Annotated in this window: 30 protein-coding genes; all 30 read right to left on the bottom strand. The window is 42.8% G+C overall.

All coding sequences use genetic code 11. The annotated features are described in order from the left end of the window. The coding region (locus FC814_RS19070; RefSeq protein WP_205713605.1) for a tail fiber protein at window positions 1–1437 on the bottom strand (1437 nt) is incomplete at its 3' end. 30 nt (window positions 1438–1467) lie between these two features. Then, on the bottom strand, window positions 1468–2049 hold the full coding sequence (locus tag FC814_RS19065; protein ID WP_137326327.1) for a phage tail protein I: 582 nt from the start codon (window positions 2047–2049) through the stop codon (window positions 1468–1470). Further along, on the bottom strand, window positions 2042–3166 hold the full coding sequence (locus tag FC814_RS19060; RefSeq protein WP_137326326.1) for a baseplate J/gp47 family protein: 1125 nt from the start codon (window positions 3164–3166) through the stop codon (window positions 2042–2044). Before FC814_RS19060 ends, FC814_RS19065 begins: the two co-directional genes overlap by 8 nt. Continuing rightward, the gene (locus tag FC814_RS19055; protein WP_137326325.1) at window positions 3163–3483 is read right to left on the bottom strand and encodes a GPW/gp25 family protein; all 321 of its coding nucleotides are present in this window, start codon (window positions 3481–3483) and stop codon (window positions 3163–3165) included. The genes FC814_RS19060 and FC814_RS19055 overlap by 4 nt, the downstream gene beginning before the upstream one ends. Then, window positions 3480–3947 carry a phage tail protein gene (locus FC814_RS19050; protein WP_137326324.1) on the bottom strand — a complete coding sequence of 156 codons (468 nt, stop codon included), beginning with the start codon at window positions 3945–3947 and terminating at the stop codon, window positions 3480–3482. The genes FC814_RS19055 and FC814_RS19050 overlap by 4 nt, the downstream gene beginning before the upstream one ends. After that, window positions 3944–4564: a phage baseplate assembly protein V gene (locus FC814_RS19045; RefSeq protein WP_137326323.1), complete on the bottom strand. Its 621-nt coding sequence runs from the start codon at window positions 4562–4564 to the stop codon at window positions 3944–3946. The genes FC814_RS19050 and FC814_RS19045 overlap by 4 nt, the downstream gene beginning before the upstream one ends. 1 nt (window position 4565) lies before the next feature. Further along, the gene (locus FC814_RS19040) at window positions 4566–5570 is read right to left on the bottom strand and encodes a phage late control D family protein (protein ID WP_137326322.1); all 1005 of its coding nucleotides are present in this window, start codon (window positions 5568–5570) and stop codon (window positions 4566–4568) included. Window positions 5571–5770: 200 nt separating this feature from the next. Further along, window positions 5771–8563, bottom strand: coding sequence for a phage tail tape measure protein (locus FC814_RS19030; RefSeq protein WP_137326321.1), 2793 nt, complete (start codon window positions 8561–8563; stop codon window positions 5771–5773). A gap of 154 nt (window positions 8564–8717) precedes the next feature. After that, entirely contained in the window at window positions 8718–8999 is a 282-nt protein-coding gene (locus FC814_RS19025) for a phage tail assembly protein (RefSeq protein ID WP_137326320.1), read from the bottom strand. A 9-nt stretch (window positions 9000–9008) separates the two neighbouring features. Further along, on the bottom strand, window positions 9009–9530 hold the full coding sequence (locus FC814_RS19020) for a phage major tail tube protein (protein WP_001706256.1): 522 nt from the start codon (window positions 9528–9530) through the stop codon (window positions 9009–9011). 16 nt (window positions 9531–9546) lie between these two features. Beyond that, window positions 9547–11010, bottom strand: coding sequence for a phage tail sheath family protein (locus FC814_RS19015; protein ID WP_137326319.1), 1464 nt, complete (start codon window positions 11008–11010; stop codon window positions 9547–9549). Beyond that, window positions 11010–11300 carry a hypothetical protein gene (locus FC814_RS19010; RefSeq protein ID WP_137326318.1) on the bottom strand — a complete coding sequence of 97 codons (291 nt, stop codon included), beginning with the start codon at window positions 11298–11300 and terminating at the stop codon, window positions 11010–11012. Before FC814_RS19010 ends, FC814_RS19015 begins: the two co-directional genes overlap by 1 nt. Then, complete coding sequence (locus FC814_RS19005) at window positions 11301–11786, bottom strand: hypothetical protein (RefSeq protein WP_137326317.1); 486 nt, start codon at window positions 11784–11786, stop codon at window positions 11301–11303. Further along, window positions 11783–12127 (bottom strand): sugar transporter, encoded by a 345-nt coding sequence (locus FC814_RS19000; protein ID WP_137326316.1) that lies wholly within the window; start codon window positions 12125–12127, stop codon window positions 11783–11785. Before FC814_RS19000 ends, FC814_RS19005 begins: the two co-directional genes overlap by 4 nt. Beyond that, complete coding sequence (locus FC814_RS18995; RefSeq protein ID WP_170967953.1) at window positions 12127–12519, bottom strand: hypothetical protein; 393 nt, start codon at window positions 12517–12519, stop codon at window positions 12127–12129. Before FC814_RS18995 ends, FC814_RS19000 begins: the two co-directional genes overlap by 1 nt. Then, window positions 12520–13563, bottom strand: coding sequence for a major capsid protein (locus FC814_RS18990; protein ID WP_137326315.1), 1044 nt, complete (start codon window positions 13561–13563; stop codon window positions 12520–12522). Window positions 13564–13583: 20 nt separating this feature from the next. After that, complete coding sequence (locus FC814_RS18985) at window positions 13584–13967, bottom strand: head decoration protein (protein WP_137326314.1); 384 nt, start codon at window positions 13965–13967, stop codon at window positions 13584–13586. A 9-nt stretch (window positions 13968–13976) separates the two neighbouring features. Continuing rightward, the gene (locus FC814_RS18980; RefSeq protein WP_170967954.1) at window positions 13977–15041 is read right to left on the bottom strand and encodes a head maturation protease, ClpP-related; all 1065 of its coding nucleotides are present in this window, start codon (window positions 15039–15041) and stop codon (window positions 13977–13979) included. Continuing rightward, window positions 15034–16608, bottom strand: coding sequence for a phage portal protein (locus FC814_RS18975; RefSeq protein WP_137326313.1), 1575 nt, complete (start codon window positions 16606–16608; stop codon window positions 15034–15036). The genes FC814_RS18980 and FC814_RS18975 overlap by 8 nt, the downstream gene beginning before the upstream one ends. Next, window positions 16605–16844 carry a DUF6148 family protein gene (locus FC814_RS18970; RefSeq protein WP_001058287.1) on the bottom strand — a complete coding sequence of 80 codons (240 nt, stop codon included), beginning with the start codon at window positions 16842–16844 and terminating at the stop codon, window positions 16605–16607. The genes FC814_RS18975 and FC814_RS18970 overlap by 4 nt, the downstream gene beginning before the upstream one ends. Before the next feature lie 11 nt (window positions 16845–16855). Further along, window positions 16856–18712, bottom strand: coding sequence for a phage terminase large subunit family protein (locus FC814_RS18965; protein WP_001406385.1), 1857 nt, complete (start codon window positions 18710–18712; stop codon window positions 16856–16858). A gap of 5 nt (window positions 18713–18717) precedes the next feature. Further along, complete coding sequence (locus FC814_RS18960; RefSeq protein WP_001019009.1) at window positions 18718–19269, bottom strand: hypothetical protein; 552 nt, start codon at window positions 19267–19269, stop codon at window positions 18718–18720. Next, window positions 19269–19859 (bottom strand): ParB/Srx family N-terminal domain-containing protein, encoded by a 591-nt coding sequence (locus FC814_RS18955; RefSeq protein WP_001185429.1) that lies wholly within the window; start codon window positions 19857–19859, stop codon window positions 19269–19271. Before FC814_RS18955 ends, FC814_RS18960 begins: the two co-directional genes overlap by 1 nt. A gap of 557 nt (window positions 19860–20416) precedes the next feature. Further along, window positions 20417–21136, bottom strand: coding sequence for a hypothetical protein (locus FC814_RS18950; RefSeq protein WP_000775053.1), 720 nt, complete (start codon window positions 21134–21136; stop codon window positions 20417–20419). Window positions 21137–21152: 16 nt separating this feature from the next. Next, window positions 21153–22526, bottom strand: a complete 1374-nt coding sequence (locus FC814_RS18945; RefSeq protein WP_074561944.1) for a ParB N-terminal domain-containing protein — start codon at window positions 22524–22526, stop codon at window positions 21153–21155. Further along, window positions 22526–23149, bottom strand: a complete 624-nt coding sequence (locus FC814_RS18940; RefSeq protein WP_040123400.1) for a ParB/Srx family N-terminal domain-containing protein — start codon at window positions 23147–23149, stop codon at window positions 22526–22528. The genes FC814_RS18945 and FC814_RS18940 overlap by 1 nt, the downstream gene beginning before the upstream one ends. Before the next feature lie 234 nt (window positions 23150–23383). Next, on the bottom strand, window positions 23384–23794 hold the full coding sequence (locus FC814_RS18935; RefSeq protein WP_137326312.1) for a hypothetical protein: 411 nt from the start codon (window positions 23792–23794) through the stop codon (window positions 23384–23386). A 49-nt stretch (window positions 23795–23843) separates the two neighbouring features. Continuing rightward, window positions 23844–23996, bottom strand: coding sequence for a hypothetical protein (locus FC814_RS22885; protein ID WP_170939265.1), 153 nt, complete (start codon window positions 23994–23996; stop codon window positions 23844–23846). A gap of 205 nt (window positions 23997–24201) precedes the next feature. Then, window positions 24202–24657: a hypothetical protein gene (locus tag FC814_RS18925; protein WP_137326311.1), complete on the bottom strand. Its 456-nt coding sequence runs from the start codon at window positions 24655–24657 to the stop codon at window positions 24202–24204. Window positions 24658–24731: 74 nt separating this feature from the next. After that, entirely contained in the window at window positions 24732–24953 is a 222-nt protein-coding gene (locus FC814_RS18920; protein ID WP_301546376.1) for a hypothetical protein, read from the bottom strand. Between the last annotated feature and the right edge of the window lie 73 nt (window positions 24954–25026).

Raw genomic sequence — 25026 nt, 5'->3', positions numbered from 1 at the left:
AGACTGAAAACTCTCCATATCAGGTATCTGATTTGCCCCTGTCCCTACATCCCGTTTTGCCGCTTCTCGTAAACCAAGGTAATCGAGAACCCCCTGTGTGCTGGGCTTACTAAGAATGGCACGTCCAACACTTGTCAGTGCGGTTAACGCGGCACGATCTGCCCCTGTAAAATAAGGGAGTTTATCTGCTGCTGTAGCAAGTCCTGCCAGCGCAGTCAGGGTGGCATCCTTCGGTTGCTTACCCGCAAGCGCGTTAGTCATGGTGGTTGCAAAATTTGGATCATTACCAAGCGCGGCGGCCAGCTCGTTCAGCGTATTCAGTGCGTCAGGTGACGAGTCTACAAGTGCGGAAATCGCAGCCATAACGAAAGCTGTGCTTGCGATCTGAGTATTATTAGTCCCATTTGGTGCTGTTGGCGTTGTTGGCGTTCCAGTCAGAGCCGGACTGTTTAGGGGGGCTTTCTTTTTTGTTTCATCCATTACCACCTTAACCGCTTTCGGTGTCGCAGCCAGAGTTTCAGACGTATTGTTGGTGGCGCTACTAAGCTGAGTGATTCCTCTTACTGTCAGTGAAGCTACCGGCACGTTTGTTATCTGATCCCACGGATGCGTGTGACTGGAGGGAGCCTTTCCGGCCGCAAGATCATACGCTGCCTTAACAGCTTTTGGCGTTGCTGCCAGCGTTTCAGATGCGCTGTTCGTGGCGCTACTGAGCTGAACAATCCCTTTTCGCGCTGTGGTAGCGTCCTGTGCTGTGTATTTGCCATTAGCTAGGTCATATGCCGCCTTAACAGCTTTAGGTGTCGCAGCAAGTATTTCAGACGTGCTACTGGTGGCACTGCTTAGTTGAACAAAACCTTTTGAAGTTAAAGTTGCATCAGGATGATTACGTGACTGCTCATGTTTCACAATGGCTTGCTTAAGCCGCTTTGCCGATACAGCCAAAGAGTCATCTGTACCTTCATCAATTTCTTGTTCATTAGCAAATCTTGCTACCCCAACAACAGTTTCGGTTGCAGGCGGATTTATAAACTCAATATCACCAAATATAATGTTTTTAGTATCAAGAGTTTTAATTGCTATATCACTTGATATTAAAGCAATAGTAGAGGATGCTTTATTTATTATTGCTTGCTCTTGCGAGTATACAGCAAACAACGTTCCTTTATTTGTATACAATCCTATTGTATGGACAACATACTCATCTTTACTATCATCCTTCGCCGTAACATGAATTGTATCAGGGGAAACGACTTTGCCGCCTATTGTGGTAAGTCGTTTTATTTCATCTGTTATATTTATTTGTGTGGTTGATGTGACATAATATCGACTACCTAAACCAACAGAAACAATCTCAACCTTATTTGTTCCAGTCTTGTTGGCATTAACCAGTTCCTGACGCCCTGCGTCAGTCATCGTAAATAATAATTTACTCACGCTAAATACCTTTAATTAACAAATCGCGAGCTAGCACTCGCCAATTAATCTTACATAAGACACAGGTTGGCAAGCACCTATAATACCAACACCACCAGAAACATTGGTGGCCTGCGAAAAAGTAAATAGTGTTCTTGCCGACTTTGCGCTCTTGATACTTCTTAACGTATCTTCCAGCATCTCTTTCGAAGGAACGGCACCATCAAAAGAGTTAATCGACGCAACAATTGAGGCTGTATATGGTTCGCCAGGCGGTGATGTTTCAAACCATTCTGTTATGTTTACCTCTCCACCCAAGCTATTTACTACATCTTCAACCGCCGCCCTTGTACCCTTTATTCGCTTTGTTCGTATTATTGATTTAAAAACAGAACGCTTTAACGATACAGGCCAACTATCCCTCCATGTATCAGCATTCCATTGCCAGGCTAAATGATCAAGAACAACTGAATCCAGATTATCAACAATACTATATATTTCTGTCTTGTATATTAAATTATTGATTGCCTGTAGTTCCTCATCAATAGCTTTAGAAATAGCTATTACATTAGGGTCTTTGGCTAAGTTCGGGGGTAAAACATCCAACAAACTAACATTAAAGATATCAGCCATCTTCTAACCCCGCATACTGGCAATTAATGTTTCTCTCTCTGGCCACCTGCGTCTCTCCAACCACAGTGAACACAGGGCTTGATATCTCTAATCTTTTAGCCCCAGCATTTTTCAAACGTTGAATAATTTCATCTGGATTTATATCTCGCCCCATAACCGAACGTTGCCATTGTTTATACTCATTAATAGCTTTCTCAACTTCATTTTGAATTGATACCGTCAAGTTTTTATCGGATGAGTTAATCCAATATTTCAATATTATATCATATTCAATTACATCAGGTTTCTTAACAAGAACTTTATCTGTAAATGGTCTAATATTAGTTGCAGAGAGAACACTATTTACCTGCTCTAATAATTCATCAGAAGGTATGTCACCATTATCTAATAAAGAACGAATTTCTACAGTTCCGGGTGATGGTGTATATACATTAACATCTTTTATATTCTGGTTTGCTGTTCTTGTCCAATATTTATAAGAATCCTCCGGTCCTGCTGTAGACAGTTTTTCCGGCGACAGTTTTATTCTTTCAGCATAATTATCATCTGATTCTGTATCAGCACCAGAATTAGACGTTGTTAGATTCCTTACGCTGGAAACATACGGCAACGGAGTCACTAACTCGTTTATTTGTCCTGGTAAAAAACCATTCCCTGATGAACCTGGTATAAGAGCATATCCCGAGACTGTACCAACTGTTTTCCCTGCGGGTATTTCCAACAAGATATCCGTTTGGAAAATAACACTATTCCCAGTTGAAATCTGAGTACCAGCAGGTATTGTATATATCCCTGATAATTTTGTTGACAGATTAAACTCAAATGTAGTCAATGCAGATTGAGCTTCCAGCCTGGGAGTATCCGTCAGATAGCCTATATGGTCGAGATATTCACCTTCACCATATGTAAGAAGGTTTTGTTTTGCAGAAAAATCGATAGCTTTTCTTTGCTGTATAATTATCTCACACAATGACAAAATGAATAATCTACGAGGATCAGCAGGTGCTAATGTTTCACCTGTTATACTCTCAAAAGCCCTGATTGAACGAGTTGTTATATCAGTCGGGTTAGAATCTGCGAAAGTAATATCTGGCAAACCACCGCGCGGCAACTTCATTCTCTAACTCCTATCACCAGTTTTGGCCTAATAAAACCATCAGAAACGTCCGTCCTTTCAAAAGTAACAGAATGGATGATAGCTCTAGGCTCAAACTCACTAATTTTTTGAATTATTTCTCGTGTTGCTGTAGCAATAAAAATTGGACTGAGGCTATCAACAAGACCTGAATTAATTCCTAATTTTCTGGCATATGGTACAGTGCCAATCTGAGTGTTAATAATAGTAGAGACATTTTGCAAAACTTCTTCTACAACTGTTTTTGGCGACCAATCAATCAAATAAGAAGATGATGGGACGGTAAACATATTATTCATAATAATTTACCTAACGCACTTCGAGTTTTTGATTCTATATTTCCAGCAATATCAACCAATGCTTCTTTCAGAGAAGTCTGTCCAACTTCCTGTAACTTAATGCCGACAATAATCACTCGTGGATTACCAGTTGGTCCAAAATGAGTCCAAGATTCATCTATATCTGTAATGACAAAATTACCAAAATACTGGATACCAATAACAACAGGATTCGCCTCCTGAACTGATTGCATTGTCCTAAGTAATGAAAGTGCCGCCAATGGAACAATGCCAAGAGTTGTATCCAGTCGCATGTTAAAACTAACTTCATCCAGATCCGGCCCTATATCCTCAAGAACAGGTTTAAGGCCGATAACATCATGACGTGCCATGCGGCGCTTTGACGCCCTTTTAAAATTATTGAACGTATTCACCACCATTGACGAGGCAACAAAAGGCATTGTGCCAAGCATCCCGACAATCATGCCTGAGCCTCCGTTGTCGGAGCGTTTTCTCCCTGAGCTGTGTGATGGTGACCTTTAGATTTAATCCCATCAACATCTATATCACCACCAATAACCTTAACATTCCCAGAAATTGTAGCTGCAACGCCTCCAGTAGAAGAGCCTTTCATTCCACCATTGAAGGTTAGCAACCCTTCAATTGTAGCGTTTCCGGTTATGATAGTTTCAGGAGCATCGATAGTTACGGTCCCTGTACCCTTAACGGTTACATCACCGACAGCATCAACAAGAATCGAATTAGACTCTCTATCTACCTCAATACGAGTCCCGTTACTAAATCTAATGACACGTTTATTTGCCGTATCTGACGGCGGTTTCTGTGTTTCATCATAAAAACTACCAAGAATAAAACCCTGTTGCGGTCCTGCCGGATGAAAGATACACAAAACCTGTTCACCAATGTCAGGCATCCAGTAATCAGCGTTTTTATCTGTATTTTTCACAACAACAGATAACTTTGCCGAAGTGACATTATCCTGATCATCGAAAGTAACCCTTGCAGTAACATCGCTATCATCAATATCAGAAACAACACCAACTCTTATAGTCTGACGTAATAATGTTTCTAAATCACTCATATTAATACCCGTTAATCACTCTTCGAACATCAATCGAGGTGGTATAACCACTACTGGCCCCAATTGAATGTGCGGCTTTCGATATAAGATATTTTCCAGAAAATGAACCAAATCCCTCCAGGCTTATAGTTACACCAGCTACCAGCCTGGTATCTCCTACCAGTATTAAAGATCCGGTATTTTGATATCTATTTTTAAGCCGCAAAGCGGCCTTCGCCTTACGTTTTGCTTCATCTAAATTAGCTACCGCTTTTCTTATTTTAAGATTCGACCCTTCTTCTACGGATGGATCTACCCAAGTATATGAAAGCGATTTTCTTTTTTTCGGAATACGATATTTACATGTGCAACTTTTATACAAATCCGTAGATTGTGTGCTAAAGCTATATCTGATTATCTCATCAACTCCTAATGTAAGCGTGGCGATAGGATCTCTTTGCTCAAACATCTCTTGAGCAAATATCACTAATTGAGTATCAGTAACCTTTAACGATAGCCCTTCATCCTGGCAAAGTCGATGGAGAAATTTTAAATCGCTTTCCTCAGTCTGGTCTTCACGCGCATAATATGGATTACTATCCTTATCAATAAGGAATAACAATTCAATATTAGCTAATTTAGCTATAGATGCAGCAATATCTTTGAGTGTTGTTTTTTCCCATGCATTACTTTTTAAATTACGTCTGATTCCTGATGACACAGGAACAGAAACAGCAGTCACCTCAACAACAGAAGGTGGACCAGAACAAGTTACACCATCCACCTGGAATTTCCCGCACTCAAGTACGATTTGATTAATAGGCTTAAAGCTTAAATCAATAAAATCACCCTTTTTAGGTGTCCAGTCTCCAGACCATTTTCCATCATCATTTTTTAATGTAATAGATATATCATCAACCTGACCATCTTCATTATCCGTATAAGATATTGATAAAATATCAGGCGACATATGAGCGGTAATATTTACATTCTGATATATAACATCAAAAAGCGTTTTACGTAACACTATTGCGTCTCCACGGAGGCAAGTTGTTTACTGCTGTTGGCATATCTGGAGCATCAGGAACTTTAAGAATAATTCCCGCAGAAAAAAGCACCGTAAAACGGTGCTCTGTATTAGCATCAATCAGAAGATAAGACAGGTACTCATTACCATACAACTTTAACGCGATACTATCCCACGAGTCCCCCTGAACCGTTCTGTAATCATCCAAAACTTAATCTCCGCTGTTGAAACATATGAGCACTCAATTTCTTCTCAAAGTCAGAATATCCCGCATCTAATGCTCTTTTAGCTGCCGCCTCCGTTTCCTTTGGTGAGCCAGCCGGAAGATTGATTACTGGAGAATAGATTATCCCACCAGTCACTGCATTAACGTTCTGGCGAGGTCCAGAACTCCCGGCAGCAGATATCCCGTGAGGTGATAAATTTGATTGCCCGAACTGGGTTGCGATTGCATTCTGTAAGCTGTTATTCCTGCTAACACCAGATGCCAGAGTAGTCATTATTGCACCACCTGACTTTGTTAACTGGGAGAATGGACCTTTTTTCGCATCAGAGAACGGTAAATACTCACGAACAGAAGAAAAAACACCTTTCACTTCATTAATCAAAGCATTTGCTTTTGATTTTATCCCTGTGATTAACGTCTCAATTATTTTCGCACCTGACTCACTCCAGTTTATTCCAGACAAATAAGCCGTTACAGATTGAAATGCTCTTATAAATAGTCCAATAGGTGAAAAACGCATAAAAACAGATACCAGTGTATCTATGATTTTCTTTCCTGTTTCGCTCCAGTTAATACCAGAAAGGTAATTTGTTGTAAGTTTAAACGCTTTAATTAATAACGGAAGCGGAGACATCCATTTAAAAGCACTAATTAATGTACTATAAATTCTTACTCCTACCGAACTCCAGTTTATGTTGGAAAGATAACTCCATGCTTTACCAAACATAGATATAATCCATCCATTGAGATCAAAGTTTAAGATAAAGTTTTTTATAGCCTCAAACGATTTAACTGTATATTCCTTAACAGAAGGCCAAACTCTGACAGCATAATCTCTGATCTTATCCCAGTTCTGATAGAGCAATATTCCTGCGGCAACCAGCGCAGATATAGCCATCTGAATCCACCCGAAGGGTGTTAGCTTTGTCGCTACTGATAAAGCCAGCATAGCTACCCTACACGCTATAACCACACTTTTCATGGTTAGAAACGCACCTGCCGCCATCACAATCTGAGAAACAAAATTGGGGTTGTTAGCTACAAATTCACTAATTTTTGTAATCAGTGGAACCAAAACACTAAGCGCGGCATTCAAAGCCGGTTGCAAGGCCTGACCAAAACTTAATGATGCATTGCTAGCCTGAATACGTAATTGTTTCAATCGCTCCGCATTATCTTTCGTTATGTTGGCAAAATCGCGGTCAATAACAGCACTTCCAGCACCAAGAGATGTTGCTTTGATTCTCTGGTATTCCTTCCAGTTTTGAATCATCGGACGAACAAAGTTCTGAACCTGCATATCGCCAAATAGTTCACCAAGCAGCTTCTGATCTCCGTTCTTAGTCATTTTCATGACAGAATGCATTGCAGCTTCGAATGGATTTTTCCCTTTTTTTTGCGCTGTTGTGACAATTTTATATAAATCTACACCAAAATTTTTCTTTGCTTTTTTTAGTGTTTCAGGGGAAAGTATTTTCGCCAAAAAGTTGTTCATATTATTAGCAGCCTCATCCGAAGTTGCAGCACCTTTGCGAGCTATCTGCAAAGCTGCCCCCATCGTCGCGGCGGCTTCTTTACCTCCCATTTTTAATGCCTGGAACTGAGCACCAAGCACAGGGAGATTTTTGGCCATGTCTTTAAATTCAAAGTTCCCCTCTTTCCCTGCCTGAACCAGAATCCCCATTGCAGACTTCATTTGAGATGGATCAATCTTCAATGAGTCACTTAATGTAAATGATGCTTTCGAGACATCGAGGATATCAGAGCCAGTAGCTGTAGCCGTTCGCCCAATAGTTAGTAGATTCGCCTGAGCCTCTTTATAATCCTGCCCTGCGGCAACGAGAAAACCCTGAGCAGCCTGAATATCAGATGCAAACTGGTTGGTAGCCGTCCCGGTAACAAGCATCGCCCGCCCCATCGCCTGAACTTCTTCCGGCTTCATATCTGCCGTAAGACCAATCATTTTGTTTTCACGATTAAAATTTGCTGCATTATTAGCAGCAGCAAATGCACCAGCCGCTACAGCACCAGTTTGTAATCCAGACCTTACAAGTTGACTCTTTGCCTCACCAAGATGCTCTCGCTTCAATTCACGTTGCCTTTCCAACGCGCGGTTTAACTCCTCCTGAGCACGTTTTACTGCAAGAACATTTTTCCGTGCTTCAGCCAACGCATTTTTATAGCTGTTAATTTTATCAATACGTTGTTTTTCTAATGCCCGGTTTAGTTCCTCCTGCTGTTTTTTCACTTGCTGAACATTTGCTCTGGCTAAAGCCAAAGCCGTTCTGTAGCGGTTAACCTGCTCAACGCTACGGGCCTGAGCCTCACGATTACGATCAATGCTTGCTTTAAGCTCTTTCTCTCTTGAGGCCAAAGCTCTGGCAGATGTATCAGCCCCCTGATAGGCAGACTTTAAAGCGGCTAGTTCTTCACGCTGAGAACGTAGTGATGCTCGTAAATTCGATGAATGTGTTTTTGCCTTCTCAAAGTCACGAAGCATCGCTCTGGTTGGATTGGCCGTGTTTTTTATTTGCTTCTGTAACTCTTCAACGCGAGCGGCAGCTTTATGATATTCGAGGGCAGTCTGTCCAACTTTTACTTTTACAGATTGTAGCTTTTGAATTTCCCCATGTTCTTTCGTTAATCCAGCAAGCTCGGCATTTAATTTAGCAACAGCCTGATTAGCTGTAGTAAAACTTTTGGGGAGAGAGGCGGCAACTTTGCCGCCAATTTCAAAAGCCAGCTTAAAGTTCTTATTGCTGGCCATTAGTATTAATCCTCATTAAACACGTCAATCCATGCGACGATTCGCCTCAACCGAAGCGAAAGCCAGTAGGATATAGGTGTTGATTGAGATGATTGAGATAGAGAACTCGCGGCCCTCATTATTTGCTTATCAATAGGTTTTTTCTCGTCAAAACCTACGAGAGCAAAAAATTCTGTACCTTTTGGCAAACTTTAACAAAGTCTTTCGCTGGCAATCCATTCAGATACTCTATCGGACGGCCAATACAGCGAGCAGCCAGGGCAACATGGACTTTATGATCAATTGATGTTTGAACTGAAACATGCCCTTGAGATTGAAGTAAGTCCGATACTTCTAAAATATCACTACCTTTTAGGTTGTCTAAATCAAGGTTGAGTTCAGTCACTGGCTCAAAGTCTTCAAAACGATATTCTTTACTTAATTTAACGGTTTCCATTTTTTCACCTTATAAACCTAAATCATCACGAACAGTTTTTAATATATCTTCGCCATCAAAGATACAAATAAAGTTCAACTTATCAATTTCTAAGACTTCTTTTCCATCAATAAATAATTTGATATAGAGAACTTCGAATTCATTTTCTGAATCAGTGGCCTTTGCTACCTGTAGCGAACCCAAATCCAGTTTTTTAGGGTTTAGCTTCATTGAAGCTCGAATAGGAACCGTTTTATATTTTCCTGTTCCGGCATCATAAACCTGCTGGCTACCGCGAAAATCTACCTGATGCGATGAGGATAGAAATAATTTTGTACCAGCAGAGGTTAGAGTTCGCCATTTAAGAGAGACAGTCATTGGTTTGAAATGCCCCAGAGTTCCGCTCTCAAGCTCTCCAGCGATACCTGCACCACTAACTGTCTCTGTCATCATCTCAATTGATGGCAGTTTTGCATCAGCAACCCCGATAATACGGTTTCCCTCACCGTATACTGTAAAGTTAATAAGTCTCTCAGGAATTTGATTGCTCAAAGCAACCTCCTATTATTTATTCAGAAAACAAGTTCAGCAGATAATCAGGATTATATTCCATGACGAATTCTATATCTCTGGCAGGTGAGAACGGTGTCATTTTTACATGGAATTTAACAATCCCGTCCATCAATGACGTAATCGTGTTTTCAGACTGATCAAAGGTAACAACACCACCTGCAATATCCTGATTACCAGTGAGGCCGTTAAGCCAAATGTTCGCACTTGTAACAATCGATTCGATTAATCTACGGTTTGCAGGATTGTCTATTTTTGACCAATGCGAAAGAATTAACGTATTACCCACCCAGTTAAACATACGTCGGCAAACACGAAATGCATCTTTGGGGTCTGTAGATGTTGGATAAATAGCATTACGGTTTCCCCATGATTTCCAACCATCAAAATTAAGGCTTGTTACGATCCCTTGTCCATTTAAGTAGTTTGCCTGGCTAATATTAAGCCATACTTCACTGCCATCTTTACGTACAGCACCATCCATCTGTAGTTTTATATTTGACGGAGAACGTGATGGGATATCGCCATTCTGACTATCCAGCAAGCATGTTGCGGCCGCTAAATGGGTTGAGTGATGGTAAATATTGTCACCAAGTTTTACCATCGGCCAGCACACTGTCTGGTTAGCTGCCATGTGATTATTGTTCTGTTTCCATTCAGGAACAGCCGAATAATCACTGATAGTAGATTTATCGGTCGGCGCATCAGTTATAGCTTCTGCTTTGAACAATTCACTAATCAGCGCGGCTTTAGCCGCCATTAGCTGACCAACTTCACTATCAGAACTAAATCCAGGCGCAATCACTTGTCCAGGAACTAACTTGAAGCGAGGATACACATCTGACAGTAACTCAAGCCCTGTATTGGCTTTAGTGTTGGAATCAACACCACCGATAATGTCATTTTTAGTTACAGCTCCGGGATCAAGATGCGTATAACTAACCTTAAGAGTGGCGTCTTTTTCGGTAATCTTTCCTCCGTTAATGGCTGTAATGACCGTATAGCCATTATCATCCAGCGCCAGCACATAATCAGTATCAAGCGTTAACCCAGGCGAATCACCATCTGCTTTTTTCACAACAACAGATTTATATAAGACACCATCGTTAGAGAGCGTACCTTTCCCGCCAGAAAGATTTACTACCTCATCAGTAACGTCTTTCTTATGCTTTGCTGGGTCAAGCACATTAATAAATACAACTGGCGCAACACCATATATGCCAAATGCGACTTTAATTACTTCGCTTAAAGTATATTTCTCGAAGTTTGTGCTATATCCTATTTTAGATACGGCCTCTGCGTAGGTATAAGCAATTATTGGTTTATTTACCGCTGATGCTGGATCTTCTAACTGATTAACAGGAGCCGTGCCAAATGCAACAATCAACCCAGCACTAACTTGCACAGGAGGAGTTATAGACGTAGCCAGCTCAGATATATAAATACCGTGGCGATATCCCATTATTTAATCTCCATGATAGAAGAAGAAACACGAGAGTACATTACATACTCAACGCTGGTTTTATCAGAAAGTCTTTTTTCTGCATCTGCAAAGTCACTGGTTGCCACAAACAAACACTTTGCACCAGGAATATATGAAATTAATTTTTCACACTCTGGAGATAAACCATTCTTGAATAGTTTATGCTTCAAAAGTGAGATTTGAGGGATTGTTGGACCTATATACACAAATGTTTGAGCAACATCTTCCTTCTTATCTATATCTTCTTTACTACTTTTCTTATTAGCCATTTAGATAAACTCCTGAGACTGAATATTCTGAGGTTTTAATACTAGCCACGTTCCAGTTGCTTCCGTTATCCAATATGGATATGGTTGATCATCAAACATTCGCCACCTGATATCGCCCTGAAAGAGAAATTTCTCTTCAAGTAAAGGCTTCTCCTGAAAATTAAACATCATCCTTTCAAGAAGAGCCATTACCCATTCATATCCAGTATGATCTTCACAAAAACCACCTAAAAGAAACTTAACCTTAACTTCTTCCGTTTCAGGCTGCATCCCTCCTTCCGTTGGCCTGATAATCACATGAGGAAATTCAGGCGGTTTATCTGGAGATGGTTGTGATTTAGGAGGCAAGTACCCTTTAAATATTGTTGGAACAAACAATTTAATATCGCTGTCTGTTTCATCATAAGGAGGCCCCTGCACTAATAAATCATGGAAAACCTCATGCTCCAACCGATTTTTTATTGCATTTATCAAAAGATTAATCAAATCGGCATTCCTCTGTTAGTATTAACAGTAAGAGTTATTTCCAATACACCAACATTATCTGACACTTCATCAATAATATAATTTTTACCGTTGATTTTCATTGCCTGGTCTTTGACAGGGAGCACAGGAAAATCTTTTCTTGAAACAAATAAGATTATTTGCCCCTGATTTATTCCCTCTGCAAACTCAGCATATGAGCGTTTATTTCGCTCATGAATAAGGTCTGTATCAATAACGGCAAGGATATCCTTGCCGTCTATGTTATATGTATCGGCAAACTCTTTTTCATTGAGGAATATTGCAGAAATATCTTGCGCTATAACCTCTTTGAAGGAGTTCATTACTTCTTATTACCTTTTTTTTGCGTTGATTTTTTCGCATTACTGGTATCAGAAGTAGCTACAGATTCAGATGAATCATCAGCAACTGTTTCCTCATTGCCGCCATCATCCTCAAACTCAACCTCGAATACACAGCTACCCGCCTCCGTTCGCGTAATCAACCCCGCGTCCACAGCATCATTAACAGCAGATGCGTATCCATGCTCAAAAGCTAACTTAGCCGCATCATAGCCCCCAGCCGACGCCAAATCACCATCCTCTTCGGTGGCAATAGCATGTCCTGACGCAATCAGTTCGGCAATCCTGGAGTTATCCATTAGCCCATTAAGCAAACGGCCCGCTTTTAGCGAGCCGTGGCTTATCGTATCAATATTTTTAACCAGTCTGGCCATTTAAACCACCTTAGCCACCAGATAGGCGTCAGCTACACCAGGATTAGGCAGTGGAGATGACTTCATGGCAACATAACGGCCTCCCGCCTTACGAGATACCCAGGTGTCTGGAACCCGTGGTGACTCAACAATCGTCAGAGACTTTTCAACCTCATCTACAAGCTCTACAGCTCCATACAGCATCGTTCCTCGACCAGGAGAGCCAAAGAGAATCTTATCTTCCGGTACTAATGGTTCTGGTTTTCCTGTTTTATCACTGAGAATAAGTTCGTCGTAACCATAAAAATCGACACCTTCAATATTGCCATAATGAGTTACGCCTTCTTCTAACTCCTCAGGCTTAATATACCCAAGCTCTTTTCGGCGATTATCAAGATATTTAGTTATTGCTTCATTTTTAACGAAAGCATCAACAACTTTTGCGCCCATTACGGCAACACGAGGAGTAAAACCTGAAGTTAGTGATACCCGACGTTTCCAGTTGCGAACATTGACCAACGGATCTGATTTTGCTGCACTCCATAAATCATCACCTGTCAGTTCAAGATATGGTTTATCTCCTTCCTCTTCAGGCCAAAAATAAACTGTGTCATCCACTCCTTCACCAACAATATCAACCTGCCCCGTAAACAAGACTTGTGCACACATCCATTCTTCACGGCGGTTAACCATTTCATCAAGCTCAAGCAAATCTTTACCTAATTGCTCGGCGGCTCGTTCTGCTGGCGATTTTGCGTTGTAAATATTCTCACCCGGAAGCCTGTTTAAAAGCTGCTCTGCTGTTGTTACCAAATCAGGTGCAACAAGTGGTGGCTCCAGAGTTCTCGTTACAAAGCCGCGTCGCTCAACGGTTTTTGAGCCAAAACCTTTACCAACAAACGGAGCCATAGTACGGCCACCGCGAACAAAATCCAGATCAACTTTCTTTGAATTAAAGGTCTGAACACCAGGAAAAAAAGTACGAAGAAGAAAACGACGAGCCTTGAAATTCTGAATAACAGGCTCAAGCATTGTACGTCGTTCAAAAATATCAATATTCGGCATAAAAATACGACCTCTTTATATTACGCAGATGGATTTTGTTGTGCGGTATTAATGAATATTCCAACCTTCCGGCAAGCCAGATATACATCGGCAACCTTTGCTGATTCAGGAAGAATAACCGCACGTGCATTGAACATTCCGGTCAACCATGCTGTTCCTACTTGCGCTGAATCAGTCGCATCAATACTGTGTTGAGCAATACAATACGGTTCTTTTGCCGCTCCCTCACCAGAGAGATTTATCGGAGCCACAGTGACAACATTTGTTGTCTGATCAATACTGACAAAAGCAAGTAACTCACCTCGTTTTACTTTACCGCTGGCAAGTTTAATACTTGTTGAAATTGCTGGCATACCACCAGAAATAATCAGATTATCTGGTTCAAATGAAAAAGACTCTCGCATAAACTCACCTTAATTTTTATCGCGGTTTTTAAATACTGATCCAATAACATTTTTTACTGCTTCAGCTTGTTTATCGCCGTTGTTTTCTGGTTGATTAACATCAACTGAATCATTCACCTCATTTGCGTCTTCTTGACGTTGATTAAGAAAGTTTTTGTTACGCGCTCGCTCTGCATTCATAATTTCCAAAGCAAGTTCAGCAGCAGAAACACCCGTTTTGAATTTTGCATTCTTAACTAGGTCGTCATGACCTGGAATCACGCTATTCTCGATTGTCTCAATGCGCTCGCGCTCTGATTTAACGCCCTCGTCTTTACCAGCATTAAAAACCTGATTGTATAATTCTGGATGTTTATTCTTTAATTCATCAAGAGTCACAACATCGTCCTCATTTTGTTCATTTAATTCAGTAGATAATTCATTTTTATTTTGTGGCAACTTTGCGAGCGAATCAGGTAATTTTGAAAACCTTGATGCTTCAAAAGTTATTCCATTGAGCGAAAGCATCCCTTCCTTTATGGAAGCAGATAGCCGTATTGGTTTTTCAACCTCGTCAGCAAACCCAAGCTCAACAGCTTCTTCTGCATTTAGCCATGTTTCCTGATCCATTAGTTCAATTAATTTATCCTCAGAAAGCCCTGTTTTCTCCTTATATGCAGATAAAATACTATTTCGTATCTTATCCATCATCTCAGCAATATCACGCAATTCATCCGCATCCCCCATTGCCCATGTCCACGGATTATGGATCATCATCATAGCATTAGATGGGATAATAATTTTATCACCCGCCATTGCAATAATAGTTGCAGCCGATGCAGCAATGCCGTCGATATAAACAGTAATATTCGCCTTATGGCGTTTTAATGATGAAAGAATAGCTTGAGCAGTAAAAACAGAACCGCCATAACTATTAATTTTTACGTTGATAGTATTTGATGAAATATCCTTTAACTTATTCACTATATCAGAAGAAGAAACCTCATCAAATTCGCCAATATATCCGTAGATTAAAAGTTCAGCCGGAGAGTCATCTTCACCCGTGCTATTTTTTATTTCCCACCAATTAGGCATCATCTGTCTCCATATTTTGTTCATTTACCTCAGAAACAGGAGGCGTAATCAGCCCCAATTCACGGCGAGCACTCTCCTCCCTGCCACAAATTTGTGCGGTTTCTTCCCAGTTAAGACCTGACATTTCAGCCGCTTCTTTTTCACGGGTAGAGAATGTTTCCTCAACACGCATTTTTGCGGCTTTAACTTCTTTAAGAGGATCTAATTGGCCTTGTGATGGGCCATACCATTGAGCGCCACTCCATGCAGCTCGATATTCAGGACCATAAAAAAAACCGGGGGCAATAACACGACCTTTAGCAACAGCTTCGGCTAACCATTCCTCATAGATCGGCTGGCAGAATGACTGAACCAGCCAGTCACGACGCATACGAAACATTTTCCAGGCCTCAAGTAATGCGGCCCTGCTCGCGCTATAACTTGCTGTGAAATGCTTTACCAAGAGTTCATAAGGGAGTTCTAAAGCAGCCCCTATTTGACGGCATATGGCGACAACAAAACCATCAAATGCTGTATTTGGTCGCCCGGGATTTGCTGTATCTATCGACTCACCTTCACCCAAACTTACTATGGAGCCATTCCCCATTTCTTGGGTGTTATCATCATGATTATCGATCTGCTCGTACTGAGGGATACCCGATTCACCTACTGGTCCATCAGGCGCGTCTGTTTTAATAAAGACTGTAAACATCCCTGACACAACCGCAGCAACCAATTCAGCATCGGTGTATCGCCCTAACTGCTTCAACGCTTCAATTACAGGAGCAAGAACAGGAACGCCACGGCGTTGCCCAGGCCTTTCAAAATCCTGCATGACATGCAGAATATTTCTTCTTCCTGTTTTACTCCCATATGCGGGAATGCGTTCCCACTTGCGGGTTACAAAACCAGAAGTCCCGGCCGGGTGATGTTTTGCAACCCAGTACGCCACAGGCTCGCTAAATTCGCCAACCTCTACACCACCGTAAAGATTTGGTATAAAACGGTCCTCTGGATTACAAACACGATCACCTTCAATTAAATAGACGCACAAATCATATATAACACCATTACGCTTAATAACTGGTAGTGCAGCAAATATATCGCCTGATGTTAACGCAGATATTTGAACCAATGATTGCAATTGTCCAAAAGTACACATTCTTGATGCATCACAATTTGGAGAATCAGCCCATAATCTAAACTCACGCTCCACATGCTTTTCCCATGCTCGCGCTTCTTCCTGCGTCAGCCCCAAAAAATCGGCATCAATGTTTGCATTTAGTTTTAAACCGGAACCAACAACATTTGTCCTGATAGTTTTTATTGCACCAACCGATAGCGGGTTCCCCATGAAGAGATCACGAGAACGCTCACGCAATTTATCTATATTTTTAACAATATCATCATCAGGAGAACCTGCTTTACTAAACCACCCCCTTAATGATTTTTTATGAGTGCTTGCACCATGACGTGAATATCCAAGGTTATTAATACTTTCAAGTGCTTCTAACCGTTTTCTTGCCAAAGCTCGATTTAATGCCCTCTGAGGTGAAAACGGCGCAATAACTCGATCAAGAATATTCATAAATCTCTTATCACCACTCGTTTAATTCGTGGGCCTCGGCGTATACCTGCTGATAATCTTTCTACTTCATTACGCCAGTAATCCATCTCTTTTCTGACTTCTGATAAATCCGCACGAGTTAACTGCCGTGTGCCAAATTTATATGACTGACCTCCAATAGCAATAGCGCGATATGCTTCCCGCCAGACAGATAACATCTCTCTGGCCTCAGTCAGAGAAAATGCTTCATTGTTCATTTATATTTCCTCTATATGGTTACGCCTTTACTTATAACTCTACGGCGTCTTCTACGTATACCTGACGAGTTCTGCACATACACATTACCTCGCATTTCCTGTTCGGCAAGCCAGTTAAAATTAGGGTTCAGAATTTCCATCGCAGCAGTTGCATAGTTACGGCAATCAAGAGGCTCGTTACGCTCGTAGACTTTCACCCACTTTTCTTTTGTCTGCCCATTTTTATATTCAAATATTTTTTTCTCTGATAATAGCCCTTTAAAGTATTCGGTATCATATCCTCTGTCAGAATCTAATGGGAAATGCATATAACCAGGACCAGGATCATGTAGCTTAATTCGTGCCATGATGGTTCCTTTACCATCATCAACCCCCAAATTAAACAACATAGCGCCTACACGGTTATTATTGCTTGGCTTTCCTATAAACGGTAAACCTACCCCACCACGACCTCTGATAGAGTATATTCGCCTTGATTCTCGCGGCTTAGTAAAGCGATATACCTCTGTCGTAAAATGCCCACCAGAGTCAATACAAACGGAAGAAATCTGTAATTTTCGACCGTCACGAAATGACCAGCTACGGAGTAAGTATTCATCAAGTTGTTTCCAGACAACATCTTGTGCGGGATCGCCAGGAAATATTTTATATTCAATACCCCATGATTCCTTACCTTTTCCCCAACCGACCAATTCACAAACTAAATACGTGTCCTGTACGTCAACACCAGCACTTAACAATAAAACATCATCTGGTAAAAACTCTTCAAACCTTATTCTGCGTTGCAACAAATATTCAGGATCGATATCGTCTTTAGCATCCTCTTTCCATGGCTCACCCAGCTTAAGGTTAATAAACTCCATTAATCCATTTTTATCACGGTTTCTGGTTGCTTCCGTAAATTCTTCAACCAACTCTGACAATGCAACCCACGGGGAGTAAAGACTGTTAATATGAAAACCAACAATACCTTTAACTCCAGTATGTTCAGCTATCCATACCCCCTTCGCCAACCAATCAACGTCTGGTTTACCAGATCCGCGCATAATCCCGCCGCACTCACAGCACTCATATCTGGCCGTTTCCGGTAACGCCTCACCTGAATCGCTCTTATCCCATCTGACTTGCGACCATTTCATCACCTGCATGGTGCCACAACATGGGCAAGGAACATGGTAGTAACGCTGATCGGAGAGCTTAAACCACTTGTGGATTTTGCTCGTTTCCTCCAAAACAGGAGTAGAAACAAAAACTTTCTTACGATTATGAAAGTTGGTAGTACGCTGAATACCTAGTTTTAGTGGGTCGCCCTCCTGCGTCACACCGTAACGATCAATCTCATCAGCTAACAGTATTCGAATTGGCCTGGATGCAAGACCTGCTGGGGAATTAGCACCAACAAGTGCTATATATCCACCAGCGTAATGCTTCATACGTATAGTCGTGCTGGACTTTTTGGCTGCACCGCGCCCCTCTTTCCCTTCATGCAGCTTGTGTTTCAAACCAGGGGAATATTTGAACGTCGGATCAATACGTTCCTTTGAAAAAGCCTCAGCCGCCTCTACCGTTGGATAAATCATCAACTGAGGAGATGGCTCCTGATCTGCAAAGTAACCCATAACATTTAGCTGTAATTCGGATTTACCAATTTGAGAGCTACATTGCATCACTACTGTTTCTGTATCAGCGTCACCAATAACATCCATTGGTTCACGCAAATATGGCACTCGGCTTGTACGCCACGGCCCTGGCTCTGGAGACGTTCCCGGCGCTACATGACGATACTTATCAGCCCATTCGGAAACAGTTAGCCGTGATTTAGGGCGAAGCGCACGGAAAAAAGCGGTGCTCCATACTGTTTCGCCCATGAGGTTTATTCTTCCTGCTTAATAAATCGGGATTCCTGGAGCGCCTGAAGCGCAAAATTAATCTCGTCTTCAATAATGCGTTCGATTTCCCTGGCTGTTTTGCCTTCACAACGGGGAGCAGCTCTTGGAGCAATACTAAATAAGCGACTACGCAATTCATTAGCTGCCAGAAATGCATCATCCCTGACCGCATCTTTAGCGATGAGGGAGCCTTCCTTTTCTTCAAATTCAAGGCGTTTCAGCTTTGCCTGATAAATTTTTTCTGCGGTCTTAGCCTTGTTGAATTGCACCGCAACACCGGAAGTTCCACCAGCTAATCCGGCATCATCAGCGGGTAACTCTGGTTGTTCCGAAGATATCCCATGCCCTCTTTTTCCATTTTCAGCAGATACCTCACGACCAACCTGTCGGCTCGCTTCATAAGCCGCACTAGCTTTATCAAAATCCAGCTTGCCGCTTTTCAGCACTGGAATGCGACCGGAACGACAGAGCTTCGTAACCATTGCCGGAGAAATACCTTTCCGGCGGGCAAACTCTGACTTACTGACGATGGCCATTACTTGCAACCATTAGCAAGATACTGAACAAATCCCTCATGCGTTTCATGCGCGTCGTGGTACTGACGATAAACATCCAGCAACAATGCAATTTCCATATCCGTCGCGGGAATACGTTCTTTATCAATAGCCAGGTACTTAATTTGAACAACAGGGGAAGAATTATCGTCTTCTTCCTGCGGCTGTTCATCGCTTAACATTTCGTCAAGCTCTGCATCATTAAACCCAAGCAGATCAATATCAAAATCATCATCCATTAACTCTTTGACTTCTTCGGCCAGAAGCTGCATATCCCAGCCAGCATTTAAGGCCAGCTTGTTATCTGCAATCCTGTAAGCCTTCTTCTGTTTTTCAGAAAGGTTACTCAACCGAATCGCCGGAACTTTATCCATTTCCAGAATTTCGGCTGCTGCAAGCCGACCATGCCCCGCAATCAGTTCATTCTTTTCATCGATCAGCACAGGATTAGTGAAACCGAACTCACGGATACTGTTCACCAACTGTTCAACTTGCTCATCTGAATGAGTCCGTGAATTTTTGGCATATCTGAGCAGCTTACCGACTGGTAAATATTCGATTTTTAGAGCCATTTTTTAACCGCCATAACACAACAGGTTAAAGAAAACTGTTTAACTTATTGATACTAAAAGAGAAAAATGACGATCTTTTTACTCATAAAAAATCACACAAACCAGCATAATTATCTGATTTTATTAAGTTTTTATAAGTAAAAAGGATCTTGCGATGGTGTTTTGGTTAAAAGATTGGATGTATTTGCATGATTTATAACGATTTTTATCAGAACAACATCACATTGGTTAAAGATCTGCGCGTATCTTGATGATTTAAAAGAAAATTTTCCACTTTCTTTTTACCAGCACAAATACAGCAAAAAATCACGTTTTCCAGATATTTTTCAATGAGATGAGTAAATTTCTTTTACCGCAACTTTTAACCTAACTTTTTTCACGTTTAGCTAGCCGAACATCGGGGTTCGAATGACCCGCATCCAACGCTTTTGGCCAGAAGGACCCAATTCTGCCGGACGATGAAACGATGCTCGTGCTCCCCCACAGACAGCCAGCGAGCGACGCTACAGAACACAGTGAATACACTCTGCATAACAACACCATCAACCACACGATGATTAACGAGAGAAGGTCTTAGAAAGAATGTCATCAATAGCCTTTGTGACTTCATCAGCAAACGCATCCTCACCAGCACGCAGCGCCACGCCATGCCAATCAAGACGCTGCGAATAGTTAGGTTGCTGGATAAACGTAAGGATCAACGTAGGACGCCGCCCAACGCGCTGCCAGACGCCTGGTTGAAGCGGGTTACTTGTACCAGGTCGAACAACAAAAAACTCCGTAGGCTTGCCCTGACGGCGATTTTGATGCGCATCTCGCTGAACTCTTAGGCCAGATAAGACCTGCTGTAATTGCCCCCGCGAAATATTCCCGTATTTGTCCAGCTTTGCGCCGGGACCAGGAGCAAGCTGCCAGCCGTTAGGCAAATATCCACCAGCCCTTAGCGCCCCTTCTGAGCGTTTGTACTGTCGTTGGCCACCTTCGATTTGCGGAGTCAACGTTACAGGGGCTGGCGTTCCTCCCCATTCACGAGCATACACAATGGCTGTAGGATCACTCTTCTTTGCGGCCAAAACGTAAGTAGAGTTCTGAATCCACGGCGTGGGCCTGTCAAATACCCGATTAATTTCATTCTTAATCGCAGCCTGAGAAGCCTTTGCCGTTCTAGTTGCCGCAAGCGCCATTGCGAATGGCAATTCGCGTTCTTCAAGGCGCTGGAGTTGTCGTTGAATATCCTGAGAAGAAAAATCCATCTTTATCTCAATTCTGTCAGCCACCAGCACCTCCTACACACTACTTAATCAACGGCCGGAAAGCCGCCAGCACATCATCAGATCGTCCGATTGTTGAACCACCAGGCAACGGCAACTCAAACTCAAAACGAACAGCTTTCTCCAGACTCTCCCAGCGAAGAGAATCATCGTTAATAACGTGCAAATACCAGCTCTTACCGTTAAATACCGACCGCTTTATTCTGAAGCTATGCTCACGGCACAATTGCTTCACTTCCTCATCAGAATGGAACTTCTGATAAAACCAGTGTCCCTTCCGGTACAAAGCAGAAAAACCGTTATGGTCAATAAAATAAAGCCGGCTTATAGAGCTAGCAGCTTGCGTTCGTTTAAGCACACTCTCCAGCTCTCCACGGCTACGGCCAGAAAAGAATATTGACCCACCAGCTTTACACAGGCCTTTCAGAACCGTCAGAACGGACCATTCAGCCTCGACACTATCGACCGAGTTCAAAACGCTATCGCAAATCACGTAGTCGTAACGCCCTCGCGTTTTTAAGTCGTCCACCAGCGTATCAATCATTCGGTTTGTTGCAGCCCTATCCAGAGTGTTTCCTGCGCCCTTACGGCGGAAAAGCTCGAGATCATGCAGGTTATACCCCTTTGCCCTGAGCATTCGCGCGTAGTCTCCCTGCCCCGAACCAAAATCAATTCCTCTTGGCGTCTTGGCAATGATCGGGAGGATCAACGACTCATACAGGTTTGATTTCAGGCTGCCACCATTACGCAACCGCATAAGCTGCGCATACGTCTGGATGTATGTTGTTTTCTCCAGATGAGAATACTCAAATACACCATAAGTTTTATTCAGATAACTTTGGTATTTTTCCTTCTCAACATCAGGGATCACAAACACCGTTAGCGGTGTGCGCGTCATCTTCGCTGCTAATGCATACTGAGCACAGTGAATAACCTCGCCAGACTGAGTAGCAACACAACCACCCCACGGACCATACTTGATAACCAGTTCCGCTATGTTCTTTCGAACATATGCCATTTTCGCGCGCATATTGCCTGAGATCTGGCTTGCCGATACCTGAACAAAACCATGCTTATCTTCCAGACCGGACACCCTGCAACGCTCATCTCCGCTATCAAAATCCGTTCCGTTATGCAGTTGGTTAAACCGTACTTCGTCGTATACCGTCGTTTCACAGGGCAACACATACACCGCAGCACGCGTTATTCCCAACTTACGTAGCGCCTTCGTCCTTTGGTGTCCCGCCACCAGCAAATCGCCGCGCACTATCAATGGCTTCACAAGCCCCAGCTCCCTGACGCTTTCCGCCAGCCTCGCAAGATCATCCTCACCGATAAAACGCGGGTTATATTCCGCGCCGCGTAGGTGCGTTATGTCGTAATTGAGGTGAAGCATCAGCACACCTCCCCAGCCAGCAATGCGGATACAAATCCGATATAGCTGCCATTATCATCAACATAACGAGACACCGCGCAGTCAAAACGATCCGCTTCCTCATCCGTTGCCGGGATTTTATGACCTCCAAATGACAAGTACTGAACTTTTACGCCAGATTTAGCCTCATCCTTCTCAAATGGGATATCCATACCCTCTGTGTCATCGTAGACCGCCGCACTCAATAAGTTATCCAGTTCGCGCTGAGTAAAACCAATTGAGTCCAGAGCAAAATCATCGGCCGCAAGATCTGCAAGCTCCGCGCTTAACAATTCTTCATCCCAACCAGCATTCAGCGGAATACGGTTGTCGGCCAGACGATATGCCTTCTTCTGATTCTCCGTTAGCCCAGCCAGAACAATGCAGGGAACATCATCCATCCCCAACTGAGTGGCCGCAGCAATTCGACCATGACCAGCAATTACAACGTTGTTCTCGTCTATCAGGATCGGATTAGTCCATCCGTACTCCTGTATGCTGGCAACAATCTGATCTACCTGCTCCACGGAGTGTGTGCGAGCGTTCTTTTCATAACCAATCAACACAGAAAGTGGTAAAGAAACCACATTAAGTTGTTTTGTCATGCCGTTTATCCGCTAAAATCCCCTCGCTTGTGCAAGCAAGTGGGCCTCGGTTTGTATCCACGGCACCCTGTGGGTATGAATGACTGTCGTCAGGTCGCAACTGACGGCGGTCGCCCACCTTCCAGTAATAAAAAAGCCACCAGCATTAACTCCACAGCGAGCTGGAGTTAACGAGGCAGCTTTGGTTTGCGCATTATCGCAGCCCCTGATAGGCACAAGAGCTGCTGTAATGCGTTACGCAGGGATCAAACGGAGGCAGCCGTTATTTACCTCAATACGAGAGTATTCCGGCTTACCATCAACGATTCCGGTAATGACAAGTTCGCCATCAGACGAGCATTCTTCTTTGTCGTCTTCAAGTACCGCGCCTTCTGGCAAATCAACACAGGCAAAAACAGGGCAGCCAGGATAACGATCATCTTCTGTTGCTTCCAGCATTGACTCACCAAACCACTCTGTGGTAGCACGGCCATCAGCCGCCTGATAGTGAATCAGATACTGGTTTTCGCCATTTGCATACTGAGCACGGGCTTTAACTTCTCCCCATTCGTCACTGATACGCATTGTTACCAGTTGGGATAATTCAAACTTAAACGGAACAGCATCTGCACCAATGGCAATCGGTTTATCTTCTTTCTTTTCCATAACATCACCTGAAAATAAAAAGCCCCGCGACACCGCGAGGCTGTAAGAGTTACTTTCGATATAAATCAAGGTGCATTTGCTCTCGCTTACGCCGAAAAGCTCTCTGCGCCACTAAGATGCGCCACAGGACACCAGCAATAACCACCAGCGAGAAACAAAACCACACGGCCATAATCACCAGAAAAATGCCAAGACCATTCATGAAACTATCCATTCTTCAATGAATATCTCCAGTAATGTCAAGAGATACGCCGTACCCAGCGCGGTTCCTACCGATATAGCTAAGACAAACCTCAAAGATAACGAGGTGTCTTTCGCTTTTCTCCAGACGTAAGCGCCAGCCAGAAATACCAACAAATCTCTTATTGGAAGCGGAAACCAGAACAAATCACTCGGCAAGTCCACGGTTATATCCTTCCATTCATTTTTATCGGGTGACCAGATAGCCTTAGGCAGTTGAGCTGTAAAGCTCCTGTATCAACTAAATGATCAACTAACATGATTAGAGATTCATATTCAGACAGATAGCTAACCTGACGCATTCGACCGCCGTTGTTCTCCAGAATGTCGGCCACCTTTGCAGCCAACTCGCTTAGACAGAAGAACTTATTCCCATATATCGTTTTATACTCGCGCTTCTGGCATTCTTCGGCTTGCGGCTGGTTATCGAGAGCTATCAGCGACCGATGGCTATCAATGAAGTCCACAATCTCATTCAGGCATTCTTTAGCTGCCTCATCGTGACTTTTTCCGTATGCTTCATGGAGGACTTTCATCCTCATCATTGCTCCGTCACATATAGTCGAAAGCGCGTAAAGCACATCACTAACCGCCATTTCTTTTTTGGTGCTTGTCGAAGGCATCCCATGTTCTCCTTTGTCTGGATGTAAAAAAGCCCCGGCAATTGCCGAGGCTAGTTGTTCGTTATCGTTACGGTTTAATGCTCGCGTCGTCCGGCGACAACTTCGGATTTGTATTTCAGGTCGCCCAGCAAGAATTGCAGTTTAAGCATCTTTGCCGCCGTGTAGCTCCCTGATTCCACAACCTCTTTCATGAGGTCATAAACGGCCGCTACATCATCAGCCAGGAACTCTTTGCGTTGCTGCTCTGTCGCACGTTTGAAGGAAATACGCATTACTTTACGGTCTTGTTCTTTCATCGGGTTATCTCCGGTTTAACCAGGGCGGGTATCGCTCGGTTTCGGGTATAACCTTAGGAAATTTTTTCCCACC

This window comes from Escherichia sp. MR, from assembly GCF_005280595.1.
Classification (GTDB): Bacteria; Pseudomonadota; Gammaproteobacteria; order Enterobacterales; family Enterobacteriaceae; genus Escherichia; species Escherichia ruysiae.
This window is presented reverse-complemented; position numbering and strand designations above follow the sequence as displayed.